This window comes from Hymenobacter sp. PAMC 26628 (assembly GCF_001562275.1).
Lineage (GTDB): Bacteria > Bacteroidota > Bacteroidia > Cytophagales > Hymenobacteraceae > Hymenobacter.
The window spans coordinates 1932347-1956676 of the sequence record NZ_CP014304.1; the positions used below are offsets into that span (position 1 = coordinate 1932347).

The window sequence follows — 24330 nt, forward strand, 5'->3', positions numbered from 1 at the left end:
GCCTGTTATGTACTTGAAGCGTGTCGGGCGAGCATAATACAGGCAAAAACGACAAAATGAAGCTGCTGTAAGGTCTGACTCAAGCGCTCGTGGTCGCGGGCCAGCCGCCGAAAGCGGCTGCACCAGGCAAAGCTGCGTTCGACCACCCACCGGCGGGGCAATAATACAAAACCAGTCTGCCCTTCTGGTTTCATAATTACTTGCAAGTCAATGTCATGCACCGCCGCTTCGTACTCCGGGTCCTCCCCCGTATACCCCTGGTCGCCGAAGCTGACCTCGACCGTTTGACCCGTCACTTCCTGCACCTGCCGACATAGCTCGCCCACCTGCGCCCGCTCCTGCTCATTAGCCGGGGTGACGACCACGCTCAGCAGGTGGCCCAGCGTATCCACGGCGATGTGCGCTTTACTTCCCTTGCGCCGTTTGGCTCCGTCATAGCCCGCCCGGTGTCCACTCTCAGGCGTGCTTTGCAGCGTGCGCCCGTCAAAAATGACGGCCGTGGGTGTAGCTGCCCGGCCCAGTAACATTCGCTGCAACTCATTCAAGTCGTGTACGATACGTTCGAATACGCGGGCGTCCCGCCAGCGCTCCCATTGCTGGTACACGGCCGCCCAGGGCGGCAGGTCGTGGGGCAGGTAACGCCAGGGGCAACCTGTGTGGGCCAGATAGCGCAAGCCATTAAAGAGGGCGCGCAACGGGTGTTCCCGTTGGGGCGCATCTTCACGCATCAAGCACAGGTAGGGGCACACAAATGCCCATTCATCGTCCGAAATATCACTGGGGTAACACCGCGTTGTCGCCATACCCCAAATTTAACCCTCAGTACAGAACAGCCTCTAGGGCCCCAGGGTTTCTAGGCCAGCAAAAAGCCCCGCGTGCCGAAAGGTGCGCGGGGCTTTTCGTGCGTCTCCGGCCCAAACAATCCCAACAACAGAAAATATTCAGGATGTATGGCAATTTTTGCCTTCTCCTGTTACTGCTGCTCATGAAAAAAATCGCCCAAGTCACCCTGCTGTTTTGGATAATGAAGATTTGCGCCACCACGCTGGGCGAAACCGCTGGCGACCAGCTGGCCCAAACCATGAAAGTGGGCTACGGCACCAGCTCGCTCATTCTGCTTGGCTTTTTTGTGGTGGTGCTGGCCGGGCAGTTGGCCGTGTCGCGCTACATTCCGGCGTTGTACTGGGCCACTATTCTGGCTACTAGCACGGCCGGCACCACCGTGTCCGACTACATGGACCGCACCCTGGGCCTGGGCTATGCCACGGGCTCGCTCATCCTGGTGGCGCTGCTGGGGCTGGTGCTGGGGCTGTGGTGGCTGCGCGAAAAATCCTTGTCCGTCACCGAAATCAAGACGCGCACGGGAGAGGTGTTCTACTGGGCCGCCATCCTGGTATCGAACACGCTGGGCACGGCCCTGGGCGATTTCCTGGCCGACGATTCCGGCCTGGGCTTCGGGGGCGGGGCCCTGCTCATTGGCAGCGCGCTGGCGGTGCTGGTGCTGGCATACTATTTCACCGGCATCTCGCGGGTATTGCTGTTCTGGGTGGCGTTTGTGCTCACGCGGCCGTTTGGGGCCACCTTTGGCGACTTGCTCACCAAGCCCACCGAGAAGCACGGGCTGGGCTTCGGCACCCAGGGCTCCTCACTCATCCTATTCGGGCTGCTGGTGGCGCTGGTGCTGTACGAGTCGCTACGAAAGCGCCCGGCTGGGGCCGACCCGGATACACTGGTGTAGGGGGCGCTAGGGGCCCAGGGCCCTAAGTACGAAAAAAAGCCCCGCGCACCTTGTGGTACGCGGGGCTTTTTTGTTTAAAATCAACCCGCTGCTTACGCTGCGCTTTCGTCTTTTACCACGATTTTCTCAATCGTGTCGTTCGGCTTGATTTGGTCGATGACGTCCAAGCCCTCCACCACTTTGCCGAATACGGTGTGCACGCGGTCGAGGTGGGCGGTGTTGTCGCGCGAGTGCACCACGAAGAACTGCGAGCCGCCGGTGTTCTTGCCGGCGTGGGCCATGCTCAGCACGCCGCGCTCGTGGTACTGGTGGTCGCCGCTGGTTTCGCAGTCGATTTTATAGCCGGGGCCCCCGGTGCCGGGTGCGCCCTTGGCGCCGGGCTTGGTGTTGGGGTCGCCGCCCTGAATTACGAAGTTCGGGATGACGCGGTGGAAGGTGGTGCCGTCGTAGAAGCCCTTTTGGGCCAGGTCGGTGAAGTTTTTGACCGTGTTGGGGGCGTCTTGCTCGTAGAACTCGACTTTCATGACCCCTTTGGGGGTGTGGATTTCGGCGGTTTTCATCGAAAAACAGGGAATGGGTGGGAAAATGCCCGGGGCGGGCGCTGCAAAAATAAGCGCCCGCCCCGGGCAACGGCACCTAAACAATCCGGGGCCCTCGATTGATTCGTATGGTACCCAACCCCTTTATTCTTTTCCTGTTCAGTTTTTTCATGAAAAAACAACTCTTCTCCCTCGCCGGCGCTTTCGCCCTGACCTTGGCCCTGGCCAGCTGCGGCAACGACAAGCCCGCCGAAACCGCCACCACCACGGCCAACGCTACGACCAAAAATCCCGCTGATTCAGTGGCCGCCATGGCCGGCGATTCGGCCCGCATGGCCAAACCCGGCGGCGTAATGGTGGACGGCGTGGCCATGACGGCCGACAAAGACATCGTGGACAATGCCGCGGGCGCCAAGAGTGTAAGCACCCTGGTATCACTCGTGAAGCAGGCCGGCCTGGTGGAAACCTTGAAAGGCACGGGCCCCTTCACCGTGTTTGCCCCCACCAACGCTGCCTTCGCCAAGCTGCCCAAGGCTGCCGTGGCTGCCCTCACGGCGCCCGCCAACGCCGCCAAGCTCAAAGGCGTGCTGACCTACCACGTCATCGCCGGCCGCCTGTTGGCCGCTGACCTGAAAGACGGCCAGGAGCTGACCACCGTGAACGGTGAGAAGCTGAAAGTAATGGTGAAAGACGGCAAAGTGATGGTGGGCAACGGCAAAGACGCCCCCGCCACCGTGCAAATTGCCGACGTGATTTCGAAAAATGGCGTTACCCACGTCATCGACGGTGTGGTGCTGCCGCTGGAGAAATAGTTAGTTGTCAGTTACTAGTTGTCGGTTGTTAGTACAACTGCCGTGACTGAAAAAAGGGCCCCCAGCGCATTGCTGGGGGCCCTTTTTGCGTTTAAAAACAGCTGGAGCGTTGCGCTAGCCAGCGCATATGCACTTTAGCGACTAGCAACTGACAACTAATAACAGACAACTAGAAAAACCTACGCCTCCAGGCCGGCATCTTCCGATACGCGGCGGGCGAAAGCGGTCCAGTCCACGTCGTCTTCGCCGCGGGCTACGGTGGTGCTCATGCGGTTGTGCACGAGCTGGGCCAGGGGCATGGGCGCGGCCAGCTGCTGGGCGTGGTCGAGCACGAGACGGAAATCTTTGCGGATGATGGGCGGCAGGGCCCCCACGGGCGTGTAATTTTTGGAGGCAATCATGCGCCCGTAGCCCTGGTACACGGGGCAGTTGAAGAGCGTGCCCACCAGGAAATCGTAGATGGGCTGGCGGCCCACGCCGCTTTTTTCGGCCAGCGTGAAGGCTTCCGCCATGGCCTCGATGGCCGCCCCAAGCATGAAATTGCCGCAGAGCTTCACTACACTGGCCGCGGCCGGGTCGTCGCCGAACTCGTGCACGCCCTGGCCCAGCGGCGCCAGCCAGGGCTGCACCCGCGCGCGGGCGGCCGGGGGCCCCGCCAGGCCCAGCCAGAGCTTGGCCGCCGCCGCGGCATCGGGCTTGCCGAACACCGGCGCGGCCACAAACTCCGAGCCGTGGGCGGCGTGGACCTCGGCCAGGCGGGTAGTGGTGGCGGGCGCCACGGTGCTGCACGAGATGTGCACCGCGCCGGGGGCCAGGCCGTGCAGCATTCCTTCGGGGCCCGTCACCAGTTCGGTGAGGGCGTCGTCGTCGGTTACCATCGTGAACACGGCTTCGGCGCCGCGGGCAGCTTCGGCGGGGGTGGCGGCCACGGTGGCGCCCTGCGTTTGCAGCGGGGCGGCCTTGGCGGCGGTGCGGTTGTACACGGTGAGGGTGTGGCCGGCCTTGAGCAGGTTGGCGGCCATCGCCAGGCCCATGTTGCCCAGGCCCAGGAATGCAAGTTTTGCCATGTAAAAGGGGAGTGGCCGAAGCCAGTGGTTCGCCCCGGTTTACTCAGCTACCCAGTGGTAGGTTTCGACGGCGCCGCCATCAACTGGAACTTGCTCGCCCATCAAAACCAACACATGCCGGCCATTTGGCTGGCTCAGGGCGTACGTCTTGGTGTCGTTGTTGTACAAGTCGGTTTCGTTGGTGTAGGTAATCAGCGGTTCGGACGTAGTAGGGCTGGTTCGCGTAGAAAGCTGGTAGCTAGTCTTGTAGTATTGCTGGCCGCTGCGCTTCACGTTGAGTACGTTGCCCGTCCCAAATACCAACTGCCGGGTGAAACCCACGGTAGCCGGGGTGCGGGCTCTGGCAAAACCGAAGGCGGAACTCTCCCATTCCCAGTGCCCAGTACCTTTCGCCAACACGTCGTAGCTAGTGGAGGTGCTGGCGGGCTGCACGTCGGCATCGTGCTTACACCCGGTGGTCAGTTGGGCGGCGCATCCGAGGGCCCCAGCAAGTAAAAGCGCTTTCATAATCGATGGTCGAGCAGAAGAGAGAGAATGTGTGAACCAAGGAGTTCCCAATTGCCTGTTTCGTTGCAAGCCTAAGGATTGAAATGTGTTAGAAAAGCAGCCCGCGGCCCCTTCCAACTGCTAACCCTACCGGGGCCCCAGCGAATCAGCCACCGGCGGTGCCACTGGTATTGCCAGCACCGAATCGGGCGCGGCTGGGGCTTCTCTTGCTGCCTCACTGGCGGGGGGCGCTTCCCGGAGCACGGCTGTTTCGGTATCGGTGGCCGGAATTACATCAGGCGCCAGAAATTCCTGGGTTTGCGTCGAATCAGCAAAGCCGGCTTCGTCTGAGTTGTCTGTCGGGCCAATGAAAGGAACCGGTGCTAGTTGGGCCAGTTGCGGGGCCCTCACCCGCACGGGGCCCCAGCCGTGCAGTAGGCTCCACCCGCCCACGCCCAGGCCCGCCGCTACGGCCAGCCCGGCCACCAGCCGCGCGGCGGCCCGGGCGGCCACCCGGGGCTGCACCGGCAGCTGCCAGGGGCCCCGGGCCGGCCGGTAAGCTTTGGGGCTACTGGCCCCGGCACGGTGCGTGGCCGGCAATGCGGCCACTGAAGGCCGGGCAGCAGGAGCCGCCACCTGAACCCGCAACTGCTCGATGAGGTACCCTAGCTGCTGAATGCGCTCGTCGAGGGCCTGGTTGCGGGCGGCGGCTTGGGTGGCTTGCTCGGGCCGCTCGGAAGGGGTGGGGGCGGCGGGCCGGGCCAGCTGGGCGCGCAATTGGGCAAACTCCTGCTCGTGAGCGGCCTGGTGGCGGGCAGCGGCTTGCCGATGCTGGTGCAACTCGGCCAGCAACTCCCGCCGCAACTGCTCGTGCTGGGCCAGCGCGGCGGCCGTGGCGTCGCCATAGGGCGGATCGGCGGGCACGTCGGCTGCCCCCAGCCACTGCCACAGCTGCCGCGCCTGTTGCGCCCAGAAGCCCGCGGGGGCCCCCGGCGTTGCGTCAAATTGCTCGGGCGAATTTGATTCATCCTCCGCGCCAAACGCGGCTTGCCAGCGCTGGGCCAGGGCCTCCAGCGCCTCCGCATCGAGGGTGCGGGCCGCGGCGCGGGCGGTTTGCAGGCGCCGCGGCAACTGCGCGGGGCCCCGCACGAGCTGGAAATCGCCGGCCGTTTGGCGCAGGTGCTCCTCCGCTTCGTTGCCAAACGTGACGGGCATGGCAAACACCGCCGCGCCGGCCAGGGGCGGGGGCTCCTGGCCCAGCTCCGCCCCGAGCCAGCCGGCCACGGCCGCTTGCTGCTGCCAGTAGTGAGCGTAAGGATTATCGGCCCCGCCGCGGCTGGCCAGGGGCTGGCTGTTGAGCTGCCAAGCGCCGTGCGCCAGCGCGGGTACCCGCAGCGAGCCGTTCTGTGGCACGAGTACAAGCGCCGTGGCCTGGTACGGCCGCAGTACCAGCGCGTCAAGGTCAATGGCCAAGCCACCGGGCAGCGCCGCCAGGTTGCCCAGCAGCAGGGTGGTGGGGCCCCCGGCGGCCGCGGCGGCCGCCAAAGCCGCACGTACAGCCTCGTACTGGGCCTGTTGGGCCGCGTCGGCAAAAGGCGCTAATAGGCAGTGGTACAGCATGGCAGAGGGCGCTTAGGGGCTATCGGCGGCGGCCACCGGCCTGGCCCCATTGCCCGGCGAATTTACGCAGTTCGCGAACAGAAGCCGGTGGCCCGAAGCGGGTTCGGTAGCGCGGACGCTGCGAGTCCGCGTTGCTCGGTTCGTCCTGCTGGTTATTGTCGGGCAGCCCTTCAACCGCGCGGACTAGCAGCGTCCACGCTACTTGCTAGTGGCGGTTGTCGTCATCGGCCAGCATGCTGAGGTAGCTGTCGTAGCGGGGCAGGGCCATGCGGCCGGCATCCACGGCTTCGCGCACGGCGCAACCGGGCTCGTGCACGTGCTGGCAGTTGTGGTAGCGGCACTGGTTGAGCAGGGCGCGCATTTCGGGGAAGTAACCGGCCAGCTCGGCGGGCTTGATGTCGACGAGGCCCAGCTCCTTGATGCCGGGCGTATCAATGATGTACGTGCCGGGGCGCACCTCCAGCATTTCGGCAAAGGTGGTGGTGTGCACACCCTTGTCGGAAAACTGGCTGATTTCGGCCGTTTTAATGTCCAGATCCGGCACCAGGGCGTTGATGAGCGTGCTTTTGCCCACGCCCGAATGGCCCGATAGCAGCGAGGTTTTGCCGTCGAGCAGCGCATCCACGGCCGCCACGCCGGCGCCGGTGCTGGCCGTGCACGCGCAGCTGCCGTAGCCCAGCGAGCGGTACATGCCGGCAATTTCCTCCTGGTAGGCCAGCCCGTCGGCATCGAGCAAATCGGCCTTGTTGAACACCAACACCACGGGAATGTGGTAAGCCTCAGCCGTCACCAAAAACCGGTCGATGAACCCAAACGACGTGGTGGGCGATACCAGCGTGACCACCAGCAGGGCCTGGTCGAGGTTGGCGCCCACGATGTGGGCGTGGCCGGTGGTGTGCACCGAGCGCCGCACGATGTAGTTGCGGCGCGGCGCGATGTGCGTAATCACGGCCGCGCCCTCGGCCTGCTGCTCGGGCTCGAAGGTCACCAAGTCGCCCACGGCCAGCGGGTTGCTCACCTTCAGGTTCTTGATTTTGAACTTGCCCCTCAGCCGGCAGCGGTACAGCTGCTCGGTGGCCGCGTCGCGCACCACGTACCACGAGCCGGTAGATTTTACAACGGTGCCGGTCATTCTGAATTGATAGGATTGGTGAGTAGTAACGCGTAGTAACGCGGCTGCCGAACTAGCGGGAGGCATTTAGGGCCCCCAGCGCGGCCATGATGCGCGCCGTGGCCCCGGCCTGCTGGTGCACGTAATCGAGGGCCTGGTCCTGCATTTTGAGGCGCCGGGCTTCGTCGGCTAGCAGGCGGGCGAAGGCCGTTTCCAGCTCGGCGGCGGTGCGCACGGGCGTGGCGCAGCCCAGCGCCACCAGGTCCACGGCTTCCTGGAACTTGCCGTAGGTAGGCCCAAAAAACAGCGGGAGGCCAAAGGCGGCGGCCTCCAGCGTGTTGTGCAGCCCCTTGCCAAACGCTCCGCCGACGTAGGCAAACTGCCCGAAGCGGTAGAGCTGGCTGAGCAGCCCCACGTTGTCGAAGAGCAGCAGCCGGGCCCCCGCCACGGTGGCCGCCGTGGCCTGCGAGTAGCGCAGTACCTGCCCCGGCAGCACGGCTTCTATTTGCCCCAAGTGGCCTTCCGTGATTTCGTGGGGGGCCAGCAGCACCCGGATGCGGCCGGCGTAGCGGCGCAGCAGGGGCCCCAGGGCGGGCAGGTCTTCGGGCCAGGCGCTGCCCACCACCAGCACCGGGGCCCCATCGGCCACGAAGGCCTCTACGAGCGGCAGCGGGCGCGGCGGGGCCAGGGCCGTGGCCGCCACGGTGTCGAAGCGGGTGTCGCCGGCCACGCTCACGCGGGTCAGGCCGTGCTGGCGCAGCAAGTCGGCCGAGGCCTGGTTTTGGGTGAAAATGTGCGAGAGCTGGCCCAGAATTCTCCGAAAGAAGCCGCCCCAGGGTTTGAAGAATACCTGCTCGGGCCGGAAGATGGCCGACACCACCACGGCCGGCACGCCCCGCCGCCGCGTTTCCGTCAGGAAGTGGTACCAGAATTCGTACTTCACAAACACGGCCAGCTGCGGCCGCACGGCGTTGAGGAAGGCACGGGCATTGGCCCGGGTGTCGAGTGGCAAGTAGAAAACATAATCCGCCCCCGGCCAGTCCTGCCGCACCGTGTAGCCCGAGGGCGAGAAAAACGTGAGTACGATTTTCGTGCCCGGGTGGGCCCGGCGGTAGGCCGTCATCAAGGGCCGGCCCTGCTCAAATTCGCCCAGCGAAGCGCAGTGGAACCACACCCGCGGGGCCCCATCGGCGGCCAGCGCCGCGCCGATGCGCGGCAGCAGCCCGCGCCGCCCGGCCACCCAGGCCGCCGCTTTGGGTACGAAGGGCGCGGCCAGCCGCAGCAGCAGCGCGTAGCAGAAAAGGGCGAAGTCGTAGAGCAGCGTCAAGGCCGCGAAATTACGGCCGAAAAAAAAACGGCCGGAGCCAGGGCCCCGGCTGCTTTTTCGGCGTCAAAAAAATTGGCGCCTTTACCGGGTGGGGTTCAAGGCGGCCTCGCCCTCGCGCCAGTCGGCGGGGCACAGGGCCCCGTGCTGCTCGTAGTGCTGGAGGGCATCCACCATGCGCAGGGCTTCCTGGGTACTGCGGCCCAAGGGGCCGTCGTTCACCGCCTGGTGGCGCACGATGCCGTCGCGGTCGATGAGGAACAGGCCGCGGTTGCTGGTGGGCGTGCCCACGAAGCTCATTTCGCCCTGCTCATTGTAGTCGAAGTGGCCGGCCAGCATGTCGTAGTTGGCCGAAATGGTTTTGGTGGCGTCGGCCACCAGCGGGTAGGTTACGCCCATGATGCCGCCCTGCTCGCGGGGCTGCCGCAGCCAGGCGCGGTGGCTCTGGTGGCTGTCGGTGCTGCACGCCACCACGGCCACGTTGCGCTCCTCAAACTTGGGCAGCAGGTTTTGAAAGGCCAGGATTTCGGTGGGGCACAGCAGCGAAAAGTCGGCCGGGTAGAAGTAGAAGATTACGTGCATCTTGCCTAGGTAACGGTCGAGCGAAAAGTCATTTTCAATATCGCCGTCGATAACGGCCGTGGCCCGGAAAGAAGGGGCGCGCTTGCCCACGAGAACTGCCATTGCGGTGGTGTTGAGGTTTTGGTGCGGAGAAGTAAATGCGGACGTGTACGGCGCGGGCGGCGCGAAGGTGGCCGGCCCGGGCCAAAAATGCCCAGCCCGGGGCCCTCAGTGGCCGTTAAAGGCCGGTGGCCGCTTTTCCAAAAAAGCCGCCATGCCCTCGCGCTGGTCGTCCGAGGCAAAGGTGAGGTAGTAGTTGCGCCGCTCGAACTGTAGGCCCGCGGCCAGATGGCTTTCAAAGGCGTAGTTCACGGCTTCCTTGGCCAGGCGCACGGCCACCGGCGGCTGGGCCGCGATGCGCGCCGCCAGGCGAAACGCCTCTTCCAGGTGCTGGCCGGTGGGCACCACGCGGTTCACCAAGCCCAGGCGCAGGGCCTCGGTGGCCGTAATGAAGTCGCCGGTGAGCACCATTTCCATGGCCTTGGCCTTGCCCACGGCGCGGGCCAGGCGCTGGGTGCCGCCGCCGCCGGGCAGCGTGCCCAGCCGGATTTCGGGCTGCCCAAACTGCGCTGTTTCGGCCGCCACAATCAGGTCGCAAACCAGGGCCAGCTCGCAGCCGCCGCCCAGGGCAAAGCCCGCCACGGCGGCCACCAGCGGCTTGCGCATCAGCCGCAGCTGGTCCCAAAACGTTACGTGGTCGGCCAGCAGCATGTCCACCGGGCTCTGGCCAGCCAGGGCCCGGATGTCGGCCCCCGCGGCAAAGGCCCGGTCGCTCCCGGTGATGACCACCGCCCGCACCGCGGCGTCGGCGTCCAGGGCCCCCAGCGCCTCGCGGAGTTCGTGCATCAGCGCCAGGTTCAGGGCATTCAGCTCCTTCGGGCGGTTGAGTTGGAGCAGCGCCACGCCCGGCCGGGCCTGGGGCGTAACGAGGAGGAATTCGGGCATGAGCTAACTTGTTAGTAATATGAGTGATGCGCCTACCGGCATACGAACTGAAAGGTGCTGCGCGTACGCTGCTCCAGCAGCAGCGCGCGGCCGGCGGTGAGGCGGGCCACGCTGGCGGCGTCGTAGTTTTTGATGGTAAAGAGCGTCAAATCGGCGTTGTAGTGCACCCGGAACTGCCCGGCCAGCAGGCCCAGCAACTGCTGCACCCGCCGCTCCGAAAAGTCGGTGCACACCGAAAAGCTGATGGCCGAGTTCTGCATCAGGTTGATTTTGAGCCGCGCCTGCGCCAGGGCCCCAAAAATCACCTCCAGGTTTTCTTCCGAGATGAACGCGAAATCCTTGCTTTCGAACGAGAGCAGGCACTGCCCCGTTTTGCGGATGAAGGCCGGCGCCAGCGCCGGGTGCTGGCAGTCGTGGATGAGCGTGCCGGGGGCCCCGGGGTCCACAAACGAGCGCACCCGCAACGGAATGCCGCGCTCGGCCAGCGGCTTCAGCGTTTTGGGGTGGATGACGCTGGCCCCGTAGTAAGCCATTTCGATGGTTTCCTGGTAGCTGATTTCCGGGTAGCGCACCGCATCCGGGAAAATCTTGGGGTCGGCGCTGAGCAGCCCGGACACGTCCTTCCAAATCGTAACCGACTCAGCCCCGAGGCAATACGCAAAGATGGCCGCCGAATAGTCGGAGCCTTCGCGGCCGAGCGTTGTCGTTAGGCCCCCAGCCGTGCCGCCCAAAAAGCCCTGCGTAACGACGGGCCCCTGGTCCAGCAGCGCCGGTAGCGCGGCCTGCACCAGCCGCTCGGTGGCCGGCCAGTCCACGCGGCCCTCGCGCCAGGTACGGTCGGTGCGCACCAGGGGCCGGCAATCGAGCCACTGGGCCCCCAGTGCCTGCGCCACCAGCTGCGAGGCGAGCAGCTCGCCGTAGCCCACAATCTGGTCGTACTGCCGGTCGTAGTGGTCGGGGTTGATGTCGGCCAGCTGTTCGCGCAAGTCTTGCAGCGTTTGGCGCCAGGGCCCCGGCGCGGCTCCGGGGCCCGCCAGTGCTTCGGCGGCGGCGGCATGGAAGTCGTGCAGGGCCCCCAGGGGTGCGTCGTAGGACTGGCCGCGGTGGGCCAGGTCAAAAATCTCTTCCAGCGCGTTGGTTGTTTTGCCCATCGCCGACACCACCACGAGCAGCGGCCGGCCCGCGGCCGTGGTTTCCACGATGCGCTGGAGGTTGCGGATGGCGGCTGCGTCTTTCACCGAAGCGCCGCCAAATTTGTAAACCAAGGGGGAATGTGCTGCCATAGGGCCCCAAAAGTAGGGCCGGAGGTGCGCAGGCAGGCAAAATCACCCTAGCTTTGCGCGTACCACCTGCCCCTGAGTCTTTTCGCTTATTATGGACCACAACAAAATGGCCCTGCCCGTCGGTGCCACCCTCGACCGCTTCATCATGCGCAAGCAGGAAGACTTCCCCTACGCCACCGGGGAACTCTCGCAGCTGCTGCGTGACATAGCACTGGCGGCCAAAATCGTTAATCGCGAAATCAACCGCTCGGGCCTTATTGACATTGCCGGGGCCTACGGCAGCCAAAACGTGCAGGGCGAAGACCAGCAAAAGCTCGACGTGGTGGCCAACATCCGCTTCATCCGGGCCCTGCGCAACGGCGGTGAGGTATGCACCATCATCTCGGAGGAGGACGAGGAGATGATTCAAACCGGCAACGTGCAGGGCAAGTACGTGGTGGCCATCGACCCGCTCGACGGCTCGTCGAACATCGACGTGAACGTGAGCATCGGCACCATTTTCAGCATCTACCGGCGCATGTCGCCCACCGGCCGCGATGGCACGGCCGCCGACTGCCTCCAGCCCGGCACCCACCAGGTGGCCGCTGGCTACGTCATCTACGGCTCCAGCACCATGCTCGTGTACACCACCGGCAACGGCGTAAACGGCTTCACTTACGAGCCCTCACTGGGCGAATTTTTCCTCTCGCACCCCGACATTCAAACGCCCACCACCGGCACCGTCTACTCCGTGAACGAGGGCAGCTCCTCCTCGTTTGCGCCCGCTGTGGCAGCCTACGTGCAGCAATGCAAGGCGCAGGGCTTCTCGGCCCGTTACATCGGCTCGCTAGTAGCCGATTTTCACCGCAACCTACTCAAGGGTGGCATCTATTTTTACCCCGCCACTGCCAAAAACTCCAGCGGCAAGCTCCGCCTTATGTACGAATGCAACCCGCTGGCATTCATTGTAGAACAGGCCGGGGGCAAAAGCTCGAACGGCACCCGCCGTACCATGGAAATCGAGCCCCAGGCGCTGCACGAGCGCTGCCCCGTTTTCATCGGCAGCAAAGAGTTGGTGGAAGAAGTCGAGCGGCTAATTGCCGAAAACGCCGGGGCCACGGCGTAGCCCCAGCGGTTCTCCAAAAAAACAAAAAGCCCTGCTGAGTATTCAGCAGGGCTTTTTGTTAGCTTAAAACATAGACCAGCGCCGACTGGCGCGGCCCACAATGGACTATCTACTTAGCAGCGTCGGCGGTCGTAGCCTCCGGGTTAGCGGGGGCCCCGGCCGTGGCGGCAGGCTCGGGTGCGTCAATCACGCCGCCCGTGCTTAGGGGCTCACCTTCGGCGGGCGCGGCAGCGGCTTCGGCAGCGGACTGGTAGGGGAGGTTTTGGCTCACCACGCCGTACCAGCTGGCCAGCTTCTTGATGTCGGAGAAGTACACCCGGTCGCGGTCGTAGTCGGGCACGGCCTGGCCCATAAACTCGGCCAGCTCCGCCTCGCTCGACTTGTTGGTTACAGGCAAATCGGTGCCGTAGTGGGCGTGGATTTGCTCAAACACGTCGGTCAGGGGCACGTTTACGTCGTAATCGGTCGTATAAATCGAAATCTCCGCGAGCAACGACACCTTGTTGCGGGCCGGGGCCATGCTGCGGGTGGCACGGGCGTCGAGGCTTTCCACCAGCACACCATGGCGGGCGGCTTTCAGCAAGCGGTACAAGCCCGGCATGCCGCTGATGGCGGCGATTTCTTTCAGTTCGTAAGGCATTCTTTTTTCAGTTAACGGTAAACAGTTAGCGATTAACGGCCGGCGGCGAGCGGGCATTTCACAGGGCCCTAAAGGTGCCTTGTGGCGGGTTGTTGCCAACCGTTAATTGCATTTATTCGGTGGCGTTCGAGCCCGTCACCCCGAGCTTGAAGTCGATGGGCAGGCTAGTGAGAATGGGGTAAGCAGGTTTCTTGAACTTAAGCAGGCGCACGACGCGCAGGGCCTCGTCACCGGTGCCGCCGCCTAGTTGCTTCACCAGCTTCACGCCCGACATGGTGCCGTCAGGGTTCAGCGTGAAGCTAACGATGCAACGGCCCTGAATGCGGTTGCGCTTGGCCAGCAGCGGGTATTTCAGCTCCTGGGCAATGAAGGCGTACATGGCCTCCTGGCCTCCTTCGTAGTACTCGGCCACTGGAATGACGGCCCCCACGCGGCCGGTGCCAGCCCCAGTTTCGGGGGCCGGGCGGGCGGGCGGTGAGGTATTAGGGGGCGTAGTTTGGGCCACCGCCGGCGCCGTGAGCAGCAGACTTAAGGCCAGCAGCGAGAGCAAAGGTTTCAACATAACAAATAAAATATAAGTAGGAGTGAAATGAAATAAGACCGGTGGGTATGGGCCCCAGCTAGGGTCGGGTGGGCCACTGCGCAAAATTGGGTCCAAAGCTACGCGCCGGGCGTGGCGGCCAGCCGCTGGTTCACCTCGTCGATGAAGCCCAGCAGCTCCTCGCGCCCTGCTTTGGTGCTGGCCGAGGTAAGAAAATGCCGCGGCAGCTCGTCCCAAATTTCACTCATCTTGGCCAGATACGCGGCAATGAGCGTGCGCGTTTGGGCCGCCGACTGCTTGTCAATCTTGGTAAACACCATCACGAAAGGCACCCCCATTTCGCCCAGCTTTTCCATGAATTCCAGGTCGCTGGCCTGCGGCGGCAAGCGCGAATCGATGAGTACGCACACGCAAGCCAGGTTTTCGCGGCGCTGCAAGTAGGCGTTGATCATCTTGTGCCACTCGGCCCGGGCGGTTTTGCTCACCTTGGCGTAGCCGTAACCTGGCAAATCGACCAAGTACCACTGCTCATTAATGAGGAAGTGGTTGATGAGCTGGGTTTTGCCGGGCGAGGCCGACGTTTTGGCCAAACCTGCTCGACTGGTCAAGGCGTTGATGAGCGACGACTTGCCCACGTTGGAGCGCCCGATGAAGGCGTATTCTGGCCGGTCGGGGGGCGGGCACAGCTCCACGCGGGTATTGCTCGTCAAAAACCGAGCGTCACGAATAATCATAGGCAGAAGCAAGCAAAAAGGAGCGCCAACCCAAACGGCGAGCGTGCTGCAAAAATACATCCGCCAGCTTCCCAAACGCCACACAATAAGTAGTTGGCCAAGTGAGTAATCTCTTGCATTCATCTATATTTGTGCAGTTTCTTGGGGCATTTTGACCTGCGGTGAATAGTTTGTGGGCCGGCCCTGCACTACTTCTCCGCGGCTGCCCGCGGCTACTGCGCTACCTTTGGGCTAGCGCGGGCTACGCAAAACGTCTTAGATTCTATAATTTCCGCTATTCTGTGCTAAACCCTGTGCTTTGATTTAAGTATAACGCGGAAATAGTCGCTATTTTATCCTGTTTTTCGCTGATTTTTGTCACGCCGCTACCTCGCACACCTTCGAAACTCTTTTTCTAACTCTTTCTTTTACAATGGATAACTTATCCAAACGGTTATTGCAGGCTTCCTGCGCCGTGGCCCTGAGTGCCACCGCCATCCAGCCCGGCATGGCCCAAAGCACGGGTAAACTGCTAAAAACCGGTAACAAGTTTTTTGAGCAGGAAAACTATCGCGCTTCGATTCCCTATTATGAGCAGGTGCTGGCCAAAGACCCCAACAATGCAAAGGCATTGTTCAACGCCGGTATTGCGTACCTCAGCTTTGATAAGGAAAAGGCTAGCGATTATATCTACAAGGCCCAACGTCTTAAGCCCAAAGTTTCGAAAGATGTAGAGTATTGGCTCGGCCGCGTCGACCACTTGAATTACAATTTCGACGAAGCCATTGCTCATTACCAGTCGTACAACGCTACGCTCAAGGCTAAGAAGAGCAACGAGGTACGCCGGCAGGAAGTGGCGCAGCTAATTCAGCACTCGAAGAATGCCAAGGTGCTTTTCAATTCACCCAAGGACATCTTCGTGAAGAACCTGGGCCCCAGCATCAACACCCAATACGCCGAGCACAGCCCAGTAATTTCGTCGGACGACAAAGTACTGCTCTTCACCTCACGCGGGCAATACACGGGCGCCGCCACCAATAAAAAGAAGCTGGCGGCTGACGGCGAATACTTTGAAGAAATTTACGAATCGCGCCGGATTGATGACGAGAACTGGGAAAAGCCCCGCTCGTTGGGCCAAGCCCTCGTGACTAAAGGCCACGATGCTTCGACGCAGCTTTACGACAATGACTCGAAGCTGTTGATGTACCGCGACGACGAAAACGGCGATATCTTCAGTTCGGACAAAGTAAACGGCGAGTGGACGGCTCCTAAGAAGCTGAATAGCAACATTAACTCGAAAGCTTACGAGTCGGACGCTTACATTACGCCCGACGGTAAAACGTTGTACTTTTCGACCGGCAAGTACTCGGAAGATGGCACGCTGGACTTGTACTATTCGACCCGCGGGTCGGATGGTGATTGGGGCCCCGCTAAATCGATGGGCGGTGCCATTAATACCAAGTACGACGACGACAGCCCGTACTTGAGCAAAGACGGCAAAACGCTGTACTTCTCGTCGCGTGGCCACAACACCATGGGCGGCTACGATATTTTTAAGAGCGCCTACGACAGCATCGGGCACAAATGGGGAGCACCTGAGAACATGGGCTACCCCATCAATACCCCCGATGATGATAGCTACTACCGCCTAAGCCCCGACGGCTCGTATGCTTACCTAAGCAGCTACCGCATTGGCGGCTACGGCGAGAAGGACATCTACACCATCAACTACATCAAGAACGCCACCGTCAAAGGGAAGGTGTTTGCCAAAGACAGCACCACGGTAATTCCAGGTGTGGAGTTGGTGTTTAGCGGCAAACAGGCGGATAACACGCCGCTGAGCTTCCGCGACGTAAGCAAGCCCGACGGTTCATACCAAGTGGCCATGCTCTCAGGCCGCACCTACCAGGTGGCTGTAAGTAAGGACGGCAAAAACATTGAAACCCAGGAGTTCGCCATTCCGGTGTCGACTAACGACTCGACCACCATCACCAAGAATTTCTACATTGCCTACATCGACACTTCGATGGCCAGCATGTACCCATTTAGCAAAATTTACTTCGACACCGACAAGTACAAGTTGCGGCCGGAGTCGATTGTGGTACTAAACGACATTGCCCAGAAATTGGTGGCGGCCCCAGGCTTGAACATCCAGGTGGAAGGCCATTGCGACTCGCGCAACACGGACGAGTACAACATGGTGCTCGGCCAGAACCGCGCCAATGCAGCTAAGAAGTACTTGGTTACCAAAGGCGTGGCGGATACCCGCCTGACTACGGTGAGCTACGGCGAGCGCCGCCCGGCAGCTCCGAACGATTCGCCGGAGAACATGCAGCTTAACCGCCGCGATGAGTTCCGCGTAGTGCTGAAGGAAGGCGAAACCATGCCGATGACGACTCCTGCTGCTGCCCCGGCCGTCGGTGCTCCGATGGGGGCCCCCACGACACCGCCCGCCGCCCCGCAGCCGCCGCTGCCCGGGAAGAGCAAGGCTAAAATGGCCGACGGCACCAAGGTGAAAACCAAAGTGGACGAGGACTCGGACAAAGTAAAAGTGAAAACCAAAGGCGCGGCCGGCGAGAAATCCAAAACTGTCTCCAAGAACGGCGAGGTAGACTCGAAGGCTAAGGACGCCACTGGCGCAAAAGATAAAGTGAAAATCAAACCGGAATAGTAACTGGTTAGATTGCCTTAAGCGGGTCGGGCGTTTTGCCTGGCCCGCTTTTTTGTGGCCGGTGACCGGCTGGGCCCCTAAACAAAACCAGGGCCTAGCCGTTGGAACAACACAATTTCTCGCTTTTTCGCCGTTCTTTGCACTACCCATGGCCGTTGTCCCCTACAAAGAAGATTCTGCCGACAAGAAGTCGCAGGTAGCCACGATGTTCGACAGCATCGCGGGTAAGTATGACTTCCTTAACCACTTTCTAAGCGCGGGCACTGACATTTATTGGCGCCGCAAGGCGGTGGATGAGTTGAAGGCCCTGCGTCCGGCCCGAATCTTGGACATTGCTACTGGCACGGCCGACTTTGCTATCGAAACCCTGCGGGCCGCCGCGCCCAACGCCCACGTGACGGGGGTAGACATTTCGGAAGGGATGTTGGACGTGGGCCGCCGTAAGCTGGCTGAGAAGCAGTTAGGCCATCGCATTCAGCTGGAGTTGGGTGATTCGGAGAATTTGCCCTTTGCTGATGGATCCTTTGACGCCGTAACGGCTTCGTTTGGGGTCCGCAACTTCGCGCATTTAGAAGTGGGCTTGGCCGAAATGCGCCGGGTATTGCGCCCCGGTGGCAAACTCGTGATTTTGGAGTTCAGCAAACCGACGGCGTTTCCGCTCAAGCAGGCTTATAATTTTTACTTTCGCCGGGTGCTGCCCGTGTTTGGGAAACTGATTTCCAAGGACCGGGCCGCTTACACGTACCTGCCCGAATCGGTGCAGGCTTTTCCCGACGGCTCCGATTTTCTGGCCATTCTGGCCCGGGTCGGCTTTAAAAACCCCGCATGGCAACCCCTTACCTTCGGCATCAGCTCCATTTACACCGCCCACAACTGAGCCGGCTGCTGGCCTTGGTCCTATTGTTGGCCTTGCCTTTAGCGGGCCAGGCACAGCAGCGACGCCGGCCCGTTAAAGCTACTCGCAGCCGAAAAGGCAACCTAAAGGGCGTCACAGTGGCCAACTTGTCTAACTACGACGACCGGTGGTTTCACCCGGGGCTATACTTTGCGCCAGGCTTTTCAAAGTTCTTTATAGAGCAGTCGGCCACATACATTCTGCCGCAGACATTGACGGCTAATTCCATCATTAGCCCTGATTTTGGGGTGGGTATTATCGGCGACGTGCGGCTGGGCAAGTCGGGTTCGCCGTTTATCCTGCGGTTTGCGCCGGGCGTAAATTTCCGCACCCGGCGGGTCGAGTTTGGGCCCCACAACCTCACGCCACCCGACTCAGTGTTCACCCAGGAAGTTAGCTCGACGGTGGTGGATTTTCCGCTGCTGCTGAAGTACCAATCGAAGCGCCGGGGCAACACCCGGATGTACATGATTGCCGGCGTGAAGCCAAGCGTGAGCGTGACTACGCGCCGCAGCGACTTGCTGCGCAACCAACTGCAGGTGAGTGACAACGATTTAACCCTGGAGTACGGCGTGGGGCTGGACCTGTTCTATCCGCTATTTAAGTTTGCACCGGAGTTGCGGTTTTCCTACGGCCTGCGCAATCTGCTTATCGACCGCCCCGACCTATACAGCCGAAGCTTGCAGAGCCTTCGTACCAGCACGGTTACCCTTTACCTGAATATCCAAAACTAAGCGGCCCGTAAGCGGCTTAACACTAACGACTACGTGATAAAAACGGCATTTGTAACGGGGGCTTCGTCCGGTATTGGGCGCGCCACGGCGGTAGCATTGGCCCGGGCTGGCTTCCAATTGGTGGTGACGGGCCGGCGGCGCGAGCGCCTCGACGAGTTGGCGGCGGCGGTGGCCCCCACGCCGGTCCACATCCTGACGTTTGATGTGCGCGACCGCGACGCCACCACGGCCGCCGTGATTGGACTACCGCTCGAATTTGCGGCCATCGACGTACTGGTGAACAGCGCCGGTGGGGCCCACGGCCTCAGCCCCCTCCAGGACGGTGACCCGCACGACTGGGACTTCATGGTTGATGCCAACGTGCGCGGCGTACTGAACGTGACCCACGCTGTGCTGCCGGGCCTAACGGCCCGCAAAACCGGCTTTATTGTCAACATCAGTTCCATTGCCGGGCGCGAAGCCTACGCCAATGGAAACGTGTATTGCGCCAGCAAAGCGGCGGTGAGCATGCTCACCAAAACCATGCGGCTCGACTTGCTGCCTTTCGGCATCCGGGTAGCAGAAGTAGCCCCCGGCGCGGTAGAAACAGAGTTTTCAGAGGTGCGTTTCAAGGGCGATTCTGAGCGCGCGGCCAAGGTGTACGATGGTTTCGAACCGCTGCGGGCCGAAGACGTAGCCGATGTGGTGGCGTTCATGGTGACGCGCCCGGCCCACGTCAACGTAGCCGATGTGCTACTGCTGCCCACGGCCCAGGGCTCGGCAACAACGACCTTCCGGCAGCCGAGCTAGGCCTTTTTGACGCTGCCCAACTGGGCCAGGATTTCCTGGTTCAGGGCGTGCCCGCCGGTAAAGGTGCGTACCGCAAGCAGGGCCCCCATTTGCCGCAAGTGGGCTTGTTGCTGCGCCACCAGGGACGGTGTCAGGTACTCGTCGTGCTCGCCCACTACAAGGGTAATAGGCAGGTTTCGAACTAATTGCTCGGTCGCTTCTGGATTGGTATCGGGTGGGAATGTGCCAGCCCATAACACCAAGTGCGCCGGCCGAAACGGCGCCTGCACCAGCCAGCGGCCCACGGTGGCCGTGCCTTGTGAAAAGCCCAGCAGCGTAACCGGCACCCCGGCCGGGCAGCGGCCCAACACGTGGCCAACGAGCTTGTTTAGGAAGCCGATTTGGTCGTCGATTTCATGTTGGCGGTCGTCGCGGGTCATCCAACTGGTACCCACGCGGCCGTCGTGGCCGTGCAGGTAGAAGCGCGACAGGCCTTCGGGAGCCACCACTACCAAGCCCGGATCGGCCGCCGCTAGGGCGGCAAAGTGCCGGATGAAATACGCCGCCAATTGCCTGTAGCCGTGGCACACGAACCACACCCGCCGCGTGGCAGCTGAGGGCGTGCCCAATTGGTGGTAGCGGGCCGTGCGCGGCACAACAAGGTGGTGCTCAGTGGACATAGGAGATAAGTTATTCGTTGCCAGTTGCTAGCAAGTGCGTAGCTCATTAACTAACAACTGGCAACGAACAACCCATTTGCTTTTGTGCAGTAGGGGCCCCTATGCGCTGGGTAGGTCGTCGGCCAGGAAGGTGAACGGCATCAAATCGGCCAGCGCAGCGAAGCGCAGGATGCTGCCGCCGCGACTGGGCAGCAGCAGCGGAATGGGTTGGCCCTGCCGTGCTTCGTACTCAGTCATCACCTGGCGGCAGGCCCCACAGGGCATGGCGGGGCCAAAATCGCCGGTTGCCGGCCTAGCGGCTACGGCCATGCCCACAATGGGCGCGTGGCCCGGCTGGGCCGCGGCCAGCCCAAACAAGGCGGTGCGCTCGGCGCAAAGCCCCGAGGGGTAAGCGGCGTTTTCCTGGTTGGTGCCTTGGAAAATGGTGCCGTCGGCCAGCAGCAGGGCAGCCCCCACGCAAAAGTGCGAGTACGGTGCATAAGCGTGAGCGGTGGCGGCGCGGGCGGCGTCCCATACCAAAAGCTCGGTGGGGGAGAGGTCGGCGGGAGCGTCGAGTTCGTCGTAGGCCAGGGCGAGCTGGCGGAGGGTGCGGGCCATGTAAAAATTAAAACGGGGCGACGAAGGTAGGCGTTGCGCCGCGGTTGGCCGCCGGGCCCGTGTACATTTGCTCGCATGACGACAACCCGCTTGCTGTTGCTCGGGGCCGGCCGTTCCGCCGCTTCGCTTATCGAGTACCTGCTGCGCCACGCGCCCACCGAAGGCTGGTACCTGACCGTGGCCGACGCCAACCCCGCCCACCTGGCCCCCGTGCTGGCTGCCCACTCGCAATACGCCCGTGCCGTGCCCTTCGACGCGGCCGACGCCGGGGCCCTCGACGCCCGCGTGGCCGAGGCCGATGTGGTGATTTCCATGCTGCCGGCTGCCCTGCACCCAGCCGTGGCCCTGGCCTGCCTGCGCCACCGCCGCCACCTGGCCACGGCTAGCTACGTGGGCCCCGAAATCCAGGCCCTGCACGCCGAAGCGGAAGCCGCCGGACTGGTTTTTTTGATGGAATGTGGCCTCGACCCAGGCCTTGACCACATGTCGGCCATGCGGGCCCTAGCCGACATCCGGGCGCGGGGCGGGCGGATTACGTCCTTTAAATCGTATTGTGGGGGCCTGCTGGCCCCGGCCGCCGAGGCCGATAATCCCTGGAAATACAAATTTACCTGGAACCCCCGCAACGTGGTGCTGGCCGGACAGGGCGGCCCCGCCCGCTACCTCGACCGCGGCCACCTGCGCTTCATCCCTTATCAGCACCTGTTTGCACGGGCCGAGCCCGTGGCCGTGCCCGGCCACGGCGACTTCGAGGGCTACGCCAACCGCGACTCGCTCGGCTACCGGGGCCCTTACGGCTTGGCCGACGTGCCCACGGTATTGCGCGGTACGCTGCGCCGCCCGGGCTACTGCGCCGCCTGGCAAGCCTTGGTCAGCCTGGGCCTCACCGACGACGGCACCCGCCTTGGCAACGCCGAAACCATGAGCTGGGCCGCGGTGGTCGACGCCTTTTTGCCCGTGGCCAAAGTGCCCGGCTTGCCGCTGCCGTTGCGCGTGGCCAACTACCTGAACCTGGCCCCCGAAGGCGAGGAAATGGGCCGCTTGAATTGGCTGGGCCTGTTTTCCGATCAGCACCCCGTGGGCCACGCCGATGCCACGCCCGCCCAGCTACTCGAACGCCTGCTGGCCGATAAGTGGCAGCTGGGGCCCCACGACCGCGACCTGGTGGTTATGCAGCACGAGTTCGAATACGAGGTGGCTGGCCAGGTACACCGCCGCACATCGTCGCTGGTTGTGACGGGGGCCGACGCCACCCATACCGCCATGGCCCAGACCGTGGGCCTGCCCCTGGGCATGGCCGTGCGGCGACTGGCCCGGGGCGAAGTGCCGCAGCGCGGCGTCGTCATCCCCGTCGTGCCCGAGCTGTACGAGGCCATCCTAGAAGAGCTGGCAGCTGAGTACGGCATTCTTTTCCAAGAGGAAGAAAGCGGCGCATAAAATAGCCGCGCTGCCCAGAGTCGGCCACTGCTAGCAAAGCCTCAGAATGCCAGGTAAAATCCCGCCAGCAACGCCTGAAACGTTGCCGTGTAAACCGAGTCGTTGTCGGCTGTGCGGAAGGCTAGTTCCTGCACTACTAGGGGCCCTGGGTCCCGCCCTAAGGCTACGATGTGGCGCAGCACCCGGCTGCCGAGCCGGTGGCGCAACGCCAGCCGCGTGGCCGGCTGCAAGCCCACCGCCGCCGCATCTGCTACGAACCGTGCCATTTCGGGCACGGGCAGCAGCACGGTGAGGCGGCCGCCGGGAACTAGGAAATTAGCAGCGAAGCGGCTGATTTCGGTGAAGGTGAGCGTGTCGGGCGCGGCGTGTCGGGCAGTAGTGCGGGCCGCATGGGGCGAGCGCAGGGCCCCCTGGAAAAACGGCGGATTGCACACGATGTGGCTAAAGGGCGCGGGGCCTGTGGCGGCGTAGCCCGCCAAGCTCAGCGGGTGCACCCGGACGCGGGGCCCCCAGGGGCTAGCCGCCGCGTTGGCGGCGGCCTGGGCGGCGGCCGCGGGGTCAATTTCCACGGCTTCGATGGCGACCGTGGGGTGGCGCTGGGCGGCCATGAGGGCCAGCAGGCCGGTACCGGTGCCAATGTCGAGCAAGCGGGTGGCGCCGATTAGGTCCACGGACGCGCCGAGCACGCAGGCGTCGGTGCTCACCTTCATGGCGCACGCCGCCTGCTCAATGCGGAACTGCTGGAACTGAAAGTAGTCGTTGGGCACGTCCGGGGCGCGGCTACAGCAGCGGGGCCGCCGCCTGGGCGCGCTCGAAGCCTTCGTCCACCAACAAGCCTTTGCCGAGGGCGCTTTGCACGGCCAGCACGTCGCAGCGCTCGTTTTCGGCGTGGCCGGCGTGGCCTTTGATCCACTTGAATGACACCTTGCGCTGGCGGTACACGGCCAGGAAGCGGCGCCACAGGTCGGGGTTGGCCTTCTTGCCGAAGTCGGGTTTTTTCTCCCAGCCGAACACCCAGCGCTTCTCCACGGCGTCCACCACGTACTTCGAATCGGACACGACGAGCACCGGGATATCGGGGCGCGTCACGGCCTCCAGGCCCACGATGACGGCCAGCAGCTCCATGCGGTTGTTGGTGGTGCGGCGGTAGCCCTGGCTCAGTTCTTTTTCGTGGGGGCCGTAGCGCAGGATGGCGCCGTAGCCGCCGGGCCCCGGGTTGCCGCGGGCCGAGCCGTCGGTGAAAAGGGTTATCAAATTGAAAGAATGTGAGAAATGTGACGGGTGTGAGAAATGCGGGCAATGAAGAAAAAAGTGCTGGATGCGGGGAGCAATAACATGATTTTTACCCCCACACACTCGAATACATCTTCACATCCGTCACTTTCTCACATTCATTTAAAAATTGGCCTTGAACAACTTGATGGCGATGGCCAGCAGGATGACGCCGAACACGCGGCGCAGCACATCTTCGCCGGCCTTGCCGAGCTGGCGCTCGATCCAGAGGCTGGTTTTGAGCACGCCGTACACAAACACCAGGTTCAGGGCAATGCCGGCCAGGATGTTGGGCAGGGCGTAGGCGGCGCGCAGCGAGAGCAGCGTGGTCATGGTGCCGGCCCCCACGATTATGGGAAATGCCAGCGGCACGATGGAACCCGTGCGGGCCGTCATATCGGATTTGAACAGCTCGATGCCGAGAATCATCTCCATGCCGATGAGGAAGATGATAACGGCCCCGGCCAGAGCAAAGCTCTCATTGTCAACCCCGAACAGCCGCAAAATGCTCTGGCCCAGGAACAGAAACGCTACCATCAGCCCGCCCGCCACCACGGTGGCCAGCTCGGCCTTGATTTCGCCCTCGCGCTGCCGAATCTGGATGATGATCGGCACCGAGCCGATGATGTCGATGATGGCAAATAGCGTGAGCGTGACGGAAAAGATTTGCTGGAGGTTGAACACGGGGCGAAAAATTGGGGCGGGCGGTGGGCCTTCCGGCCGGCTGCCCG

General features: G+C 62.7%; 26 protein-coding genes. 8 read left to right on the forward strand and 18 right to left on the reverse strand.

Translation table 11 applies throughout. The features are described 5' to 3' along the window. Nucleotides 1-5: 5 nt before the first annotated feature. On the reverse strand, nucleotides 6-803 hold the full coding sequence (locus AXW84_RS08510; RefSeq protein WP_068230369.1) for an IS5 family transposase: 798 nt from the start codon (nucleotides 801-803) through the stop codon (nucleotides 6-8). 182 nt (nucleotides 804-985) lie between these two features. Between AXW84_RS08510 and AXW84_RS08515 the strand changes: the two genes are divergently transcribed. Further along, nucleotides 986-1738 carry a COG4705 family protein gene (locus AXW84_RS08515; RefSeq protein WP_068239100.1) on the forward strand — a complete coding sequence of 251 codons (753 nt, stop codon included), beginning with the start codon at nucleotides 986-988 and terminating at the stop codon, nucleotides 1736-1738. Between the two features lie 92 nt (nucleotides 1739-1830). Here the strand turns inward: AXW84_RS08515 and AXW84_RS08520 are convergent, their stop codons facing one another. Further along, nucleotides 1831-2298, reverse strand: a complete 468-nt coding sequence (locus tag AXW84_RS08520; protein ID WP_068231387.1) for a peptidylprolyl isomerase — start codon at nucleotides 2296-2298, stop codon at nucleotides 1831-1833. A gap of 149 nt (nucleotides 2299-2447) precedes the next feature. Between AXW84_RS08520 and AXW84_RS08525 the strand changes: the two genes are divergently transcribed. Next, the gene (locus AXW84_RS08525; protein ID WP_068239105.1) at nucleotides 2448-3089 is read left to right on the forward strand and encodes a fasciclin domain-containing protein; all 642 of its coding nucleotides are present in this window, start codon (nucleotides 2448-2450) and stop codon (nucleotides 3087-3089) included. Nucleotides 3090-3268: 179 nt separating this feature from the next. Here AXW84_RS08525 and AXW84_RS08530 read toward each other — a convergent pair whose 3' ends face one another. The 8 genes from AXW84_RS08530 to AXW84_RS08565 form a co-directional block, all read right to left on the reverse strand. After that, nucleotides 3269-4156, reverse strand: a complete 888-nt coding sequence (locus AXW84_RS08530) for an NAD(P)-dependent oxidoreductase (RefSeq protein WP_068231389.1) — start codon at nucleotides 4154-4156, stop codon at nucleotides 3269-3271. A gap of 39 nt (nucleotides 4157-4195) precedes the next feature. Next, nucleotides 4196-4663: a hypothetical protein gene (locus AXW84_RS08535; protein ID WP_068231390.1), complete on the reverse strand. Its 468-nt coding sequence runs from the start codon at nucleotides 4661-4663 to the stop codon at nucleotides 4196-4198. Between the two features lie 126 nt (nucleotides 4664-4789). Next, complete coding sequence (locus AXW84_RS08540) at nucleotides 4790-6262, reverse strand: hypothetical protein (protein ID WP_068231395.1); 1473 nt, start codon at nucleotides 6260-6262, stop codon at nucleotides 4790-4792. A gap of 205 nt (nucleotides 6263-6467) precedes the next feature. Beyond that, on the reverse strand, nucleotides 6468-7394 hold the full coding sequence (gene rsgA / locus AXW84_RS08545; protein WP_068231398.1) for a ribosome small subunit-dependent GTPase A: 927 nt from the start codon (nucleotides 7392-7394) through the stop codon (nucleotides 6468-6470). A 52-nt stretch (nucleotides 7395-7446) separates the two neighbouring features. Further along, nucleotides 7447-8700, reverse strand: coding sequence for a 3-deoxy-D-manno-octulosonic acid transferase (locus AXW84_RS08550; RefSeq protein WP_068231401.1), 1254 nt, complete (start codon nucleotides 8698-8700; stop codon nucleotides 7447-7449). A gap of 81 nt (nucleotides 8701-8781) precedes the next feature. Continuing rightward, on the reverse strand, nucleotides 8782-9381 hold the full coding sequence (locus AXW84_RS08555; RefSeq protein ID WP_068231409.1) for a peroxiredoxin: 600 nt from the start codon (nucleotides 9379-9381) through the stop codon (nucleotides 8782-8784). A gap of 105 nt (nucleotides 9382-9486) precedes the next feature. After that, nucleotides 9487-10263, reverse strand: coding sequence for an enoyl-CoA hydratase-related protein (locus tag AXW84_RS08560; RefSeq protein ID WP_068231412.1), 777 nt, complete (start codon nucleotides 10261-10263; stop codon nucleotides 9487-9489). Between the two features lie 32 nt (nucleotides 10264-10295). Further along, nucleotides 10296-11546 (reverse strand): aspartate kinase, encoded by a 1251-nt coding sequence (locus tag AXW84_RS08565; RefSeq protein ID WP_068231416.1) that lies wholly within the window; start codon nucleotides 11544-11546, stop codon nucleotides 10296-10298. A 91-nt stretch (nucleotides 11547-11637) separates the two neighbouring features. On the opposite strand from AXW84_RS08565, the gene fbp reads away from it, so the two are divergent. Beyond that, complete coding sequence (gene fbp / locus AXW84_RS08570) at nucleotides 11638-12651, forward strand: class 1 fructose-bisphosphatase (RefSeq protein ID WP_068231419.1); 1014 nt, start codon at nucleotides 11638-11640, stop codon at nucleotides 12649-12651. A gap of 109 nt (nucleotides 12652-12760) precedes the next feature. Here fbp and AXW84_RS08575 read toward each other — a convergent pair whose 3' ends face one another. The 3 genes from AXW84_RS08575 to yihA form a co-directional block, all read right to left on the reverse strand. Continuing rightward, nucleotides 12761-13291 (reverse strand): DUF5606 family protein, encoded by a 531-nt coding sequence (locus AXW84_RS08575; RefSeq protein ID WP_068231425.1) that lies wholly within the window; start codon nucleotides 13289-13291, stop codon nucleotides 12761-12763. A gap of 112 nt (nucleotides 13292-13403) precedes the next feature. Continuing rightward, nucleotides 13404-13853 (reverse strand): energy transducer TonB, encoded by a 450-nt coding sequence (locus AXW84_RS08580; protein ID WP_068231428.1) that lies wholly within the window; start codon nucleotides 13851-13853, stop codon nucleotides 13404-13406. 98 nt (nucleotides 13854-13951) lie between these two features. Then, nucleotides 13952-14566 (reverse strand): ribosome biogenesis GTP-binding protein YihA/YsxC, encoded by a 615-nt coding sequence (gene yihA / locus AXW84_RS08585; protein WP_068231432.1) that lies wholly within the window; start codon nucleotides 14564-14566, stop codon nucleotides 13952-13954. A 412-nt stretch (nucleotides 14567-14978) separates the two neighbouring features. Here yihA and AXW84_RS08590 point away from each other — a divergent pair, with 412 nt between their 5' ends. From AXW84_RS08590 to AXW84_RS08605, 4 genes are all read left to right on the forward strand, one after another. Beyond that, nucleotides 14979-17216, forward strand: coding sequence for an OmpA family protein (locus tag AXW84_RS08590; protein ID WP_082773781.1), 2238 nt, complete (start codon nucleotides 14979-14981; stop codon nucleotides 17214-17216). Between the two features lie 148 nt (nucleotides 17217-17364). Further along, the gene (gene ubiE, locus AXW84_RS08595) at nucleotides 17365-18093 is read left to right on the forward strand and encodes a bifunctional demethylmenaquinone methyltransferase/2-methoxy-6-polyprenyl-1,4-benzoquinol methylase UbiE (RefSeq protein ID WP_068231435.1); all 729 of its coding nucleotides are present in this window, start codon (nucleotides 17365-17367) and stop codon (nucleotides 18091-18093) included. Beyond that, nucleotides 18042-18845, forward strand: a complete 804-nt coding sequence (porT, locus tag AXW84_RS26500; RefSeq protein ID WP_082773782.1) for a type IX secretion/gliding motility protein PorT/SprT — start codon at nucleotides 18042-18044, stop codon at nucleotides 18843-18845. The genes ubiE and porT overlap by 52 nt, the downstream gene beginning before the upstream one ends. Before the next feature lie 33 nt (nucleotides 18846-18878). After that, on the forward strand, nucleotides 18879-19634 hold the full coding sequence (locus AXW84_RS08605) for an SDR family NAD(P)-dependent oxidoreductase (protein WP_068231439.1): 756 nt from the start codon (nucleotides 18879-18881) through the stop codon (nucleotides 19632-19634). Here the strand turns inward: AXW84_RS08605 and AXW84_RS08610 are convergent. Together AXW84_RS08610 and AXW84_RS08615 are read right to left on the reverse strand one after the other, a co-directional pair. Beyond that, nucleotides 19631-20293, reverse strand: a complete 663-nt coding sequence (locus tag AXW84_RS08610) for an alpha/beta hydrolase (protein WP_068231442.1) — start codon at nucleotides 20291-20293, stop codon at nucleotides 19631-19633. The two genes, AXW84_RS08605 and AXW84_RS08610, sit on opposite strands and share 4 nt — an antisense overlap. 99 nt (nucleotides 20294-20392) lie before the next feature. Next, nucleotides 20393-20890, reverse strand: a complete 498-nt coding sequence (locus AXW84_RS08615) for a cytidine deaminase (RefSeq protein WP_068231445.1) — start codon at nucleotides 20888-20890, stop codon at nucleotides 20393-20395. A gap of 75 nt (nucleotides 20891-20965) precedes the next feature. Between AXW84_RS08615 and AXW84_RS08620 the strand changes: the two genes are divergently transcribed. Next, nucleotides 20966-22327 (forward strand): saccharopine dehydrogenase family protein, encoded by a 1362-nt coding sequence (locus AXW84_RS08620; protein ID WP_068231448.1) that lies wholly within the window; start codon nucleotides 20966-20968, stop codon nucleotides 22325-22327. Nucleotides 22328-22368: 41 nt separating this feature from the next. Here AXW84_RS08620 and AXW84_RS08625 read toward each other — a convergent pair whose 3' ends face one another. The 3 genes from AXW84_RS08625 to AXW84_RS08635 all read right to left on the reverse strand — a co-directional run bounded on the left by AXW84_RS08625 (nucleotide 22369) and on the right by AXW84_RS08635 (nucleotide 24283). Further along, complete coding sequence (locus AXW84_RS08625; protein WP_068231451.1) at nucleotides 22369-23094, reverse strand: tRNA1(Val) (adenine(37)-N6)-methyltransferase; 726 nt, start codon at nucleotides 23092-23094, stop codon at nucleotides 22369-22371. 13 nt (nucleotides 23095-23107) lie between these two features. Further along, on the reverse strand, nucleotides 23108-23581 hold the full coding sequence (rnhA, locus tag AXW84_RS08630) for a ribonuclease HI (RefSeq protein ID WP_068231454.1): 474 nt from the start codon (nucleotides 23579-23581) through the stop codon (nucleotides 23108-23110). Between the two features lie 141 nt (nucleotides 23582-23722). Then, nucleotides 23723-24283 (reverse strand): MarC family protein, encoded by a 561-nt coding sequence (locus tag AXW84_RS08635; protein ID WP_068231457.1) that lies wholly within the window; start codon nucleotides 24281-24283, stop codon nucleotides 23723-23725. Between the last annotated feature and the right edge of the window lie 47 nt (nucleotides 24284-24330).

What these genes read in the sequence shown, in the direction of transcription:
- AXW84_RS08510 (WP_068230369.1), bottom strand. Translation starts at nt 803, where the DNA reads ATGGCGACAACGCGGTGTTACCCCAGTGATATTTCGGACGATGAATGG.
- AXW84_RS08515 (WP_068239100.1), top strand. Translation starts at nt 986, where the DNA reads ATGAAAAAAATCGCCCAAGTCACCCTGCTGTTTTGGATAATGAAGATT.
- AXW84_RS08520 (WP_068231387.1), bottom strand. Translation starts at nt 2,298, where the DNA reads ATGAAAACCGCCGAAATCCACACCCCCAAAGGGGTCATGAAAGTCGAG.
- AXW84_RS08525 (WP_068239105.1), top strand. Translation starts at nt 2,448, where the DNA reads ATGAAAAAACAACTCTTCTCCCTCGCCGGCGCTTTCGCCCTGACCTTG.
- AXW84_RS08530 (WP_068231389.1), bottom strand. Translation starts at nt 4,156, where the DNA reads ATGGCAAAACTTGCATTCCTGGGCCTGGGCAACATGGGCCTGGCGATG.
- AXW84_RS08535 (WP_068231390.1), bottom strand. Translation starts at nt 4,663, where the DNA reads ATGAAAGCGCTTTTACTTGCTGGGGCCCTCGGATGCGCCGCCCAACTG.
- AXW84_RS08540 (WP_068231395.1), bottom strand. Translation starts at nt 6,262, where the DNA reads ATGCTGTACCACTGCCTATTAGCGCCTTTTGCCGACGCGGCCCAACAG.
- rsgA (WP_068231398.1), bottom strand. Translation starts at nt 7,394, where the DNA reads ATGACCGGCACCGTTGTAAAATCTACCGGCTCGTGGTACGTGGTGCGC.
- AXW84_RS08555 (WP_068231409.1), bottom strand. Translation starts at nt 9,381, where the DNA reads ATGGCAGTTCTCGTGGGCAAGCGCGCCCCTTCTTTCCGGGCCACGGCC.
- AXW84_RS08560 (WP_068231412.1), bottom strand. Translation starts at nt 10,263, where the DNA reads ATGCCCGAATTCCTCCTCGTTACGCCCCAGGCCCGGCCGGGCGTGGCG.
- AXW84_RS08565 (WP_068231416.1), bottom strand. Translation starts at nt 11,546, where the DNA reads ATGGCAGCACATTCCCCCTTGGTTTACAAATTTGGCGGCGCTTCGGTG.
- fbp (WP_068231419.1), top strand. Translation starts at nt 11,638, where the DNA reads ATGGACCACAACAAAATGGCCCTGCCCGTCGGTGCCACCCTCGACCGC.
- AXW84_RS08575 (WP_068231425.1), bottom strand. Translation starts at nt 13,291, where the DNA reads ATGCCTTACGAACTGAAAGAAATCGCCGCCATCAGCGGCATGCCGGGC.
- AXW84_RS08580 (WP_068231428.1), bottom strand. Translation starts at nt 13,853, where the DNA reads ATGTTGAAACCTTTGCTCTCGCTGCTGGCCTTAAGTCTGCTGCTCACG.
- yihA (WP_068231432.1), bottom strand. Translation starts at nt 14,566, where the DNA reads ATGATTATTCGTGACGCTCGGTTTTTGACGAGCAATACCCGCGTGGAG.
- AXW84_RS08590 (WP_082773781.1), top strand. Translation starts at nt 14,979, where the DNA reads ATGGATAACTTATCCAAACGGTTATTGCAGGCTTCCTGCGCCGTGGCC.
- ubiE (WP_068231435.1), top strand. Translation starts at nt 17,365, where the DNA reads ATGGCCGTTGTCCCCTACAAAGAAGATTCTGCCGACAAGAAGTCGCAG.
- porT (WP_082773782.1), top strand. Translation starts at nt 18,042, where the DNA reads ATGGCAACCCCTTACCTTCGGCATCAGCTCCATTTACACCGCCCACAA.
- AXW84_RS08610 (WP_068231442.1), bottom strand. Translation starts at nt 20,293, where the DNA reads ATGTCCACTGAGCACCACCTTGTTGTGCCGCGCACGGCCCGCTACCAC.
- AXW84_RS08615 (WP_068231445.1), bottom strand. Translation starts at nt 20,890, where the DNA reads ATGGCCCGCACCCTCCGCCAGCTCGCCCTGGCCTACGACGAACTCGAC.
- AXW84_RS08620 (WP_068231448.1), top strand. Translation starts at nt 20,966, where the DNA reads ATGACGACAACCCGCTTGCTGTTGCTCGGGGCCGGCCGTTCCGCCGCT.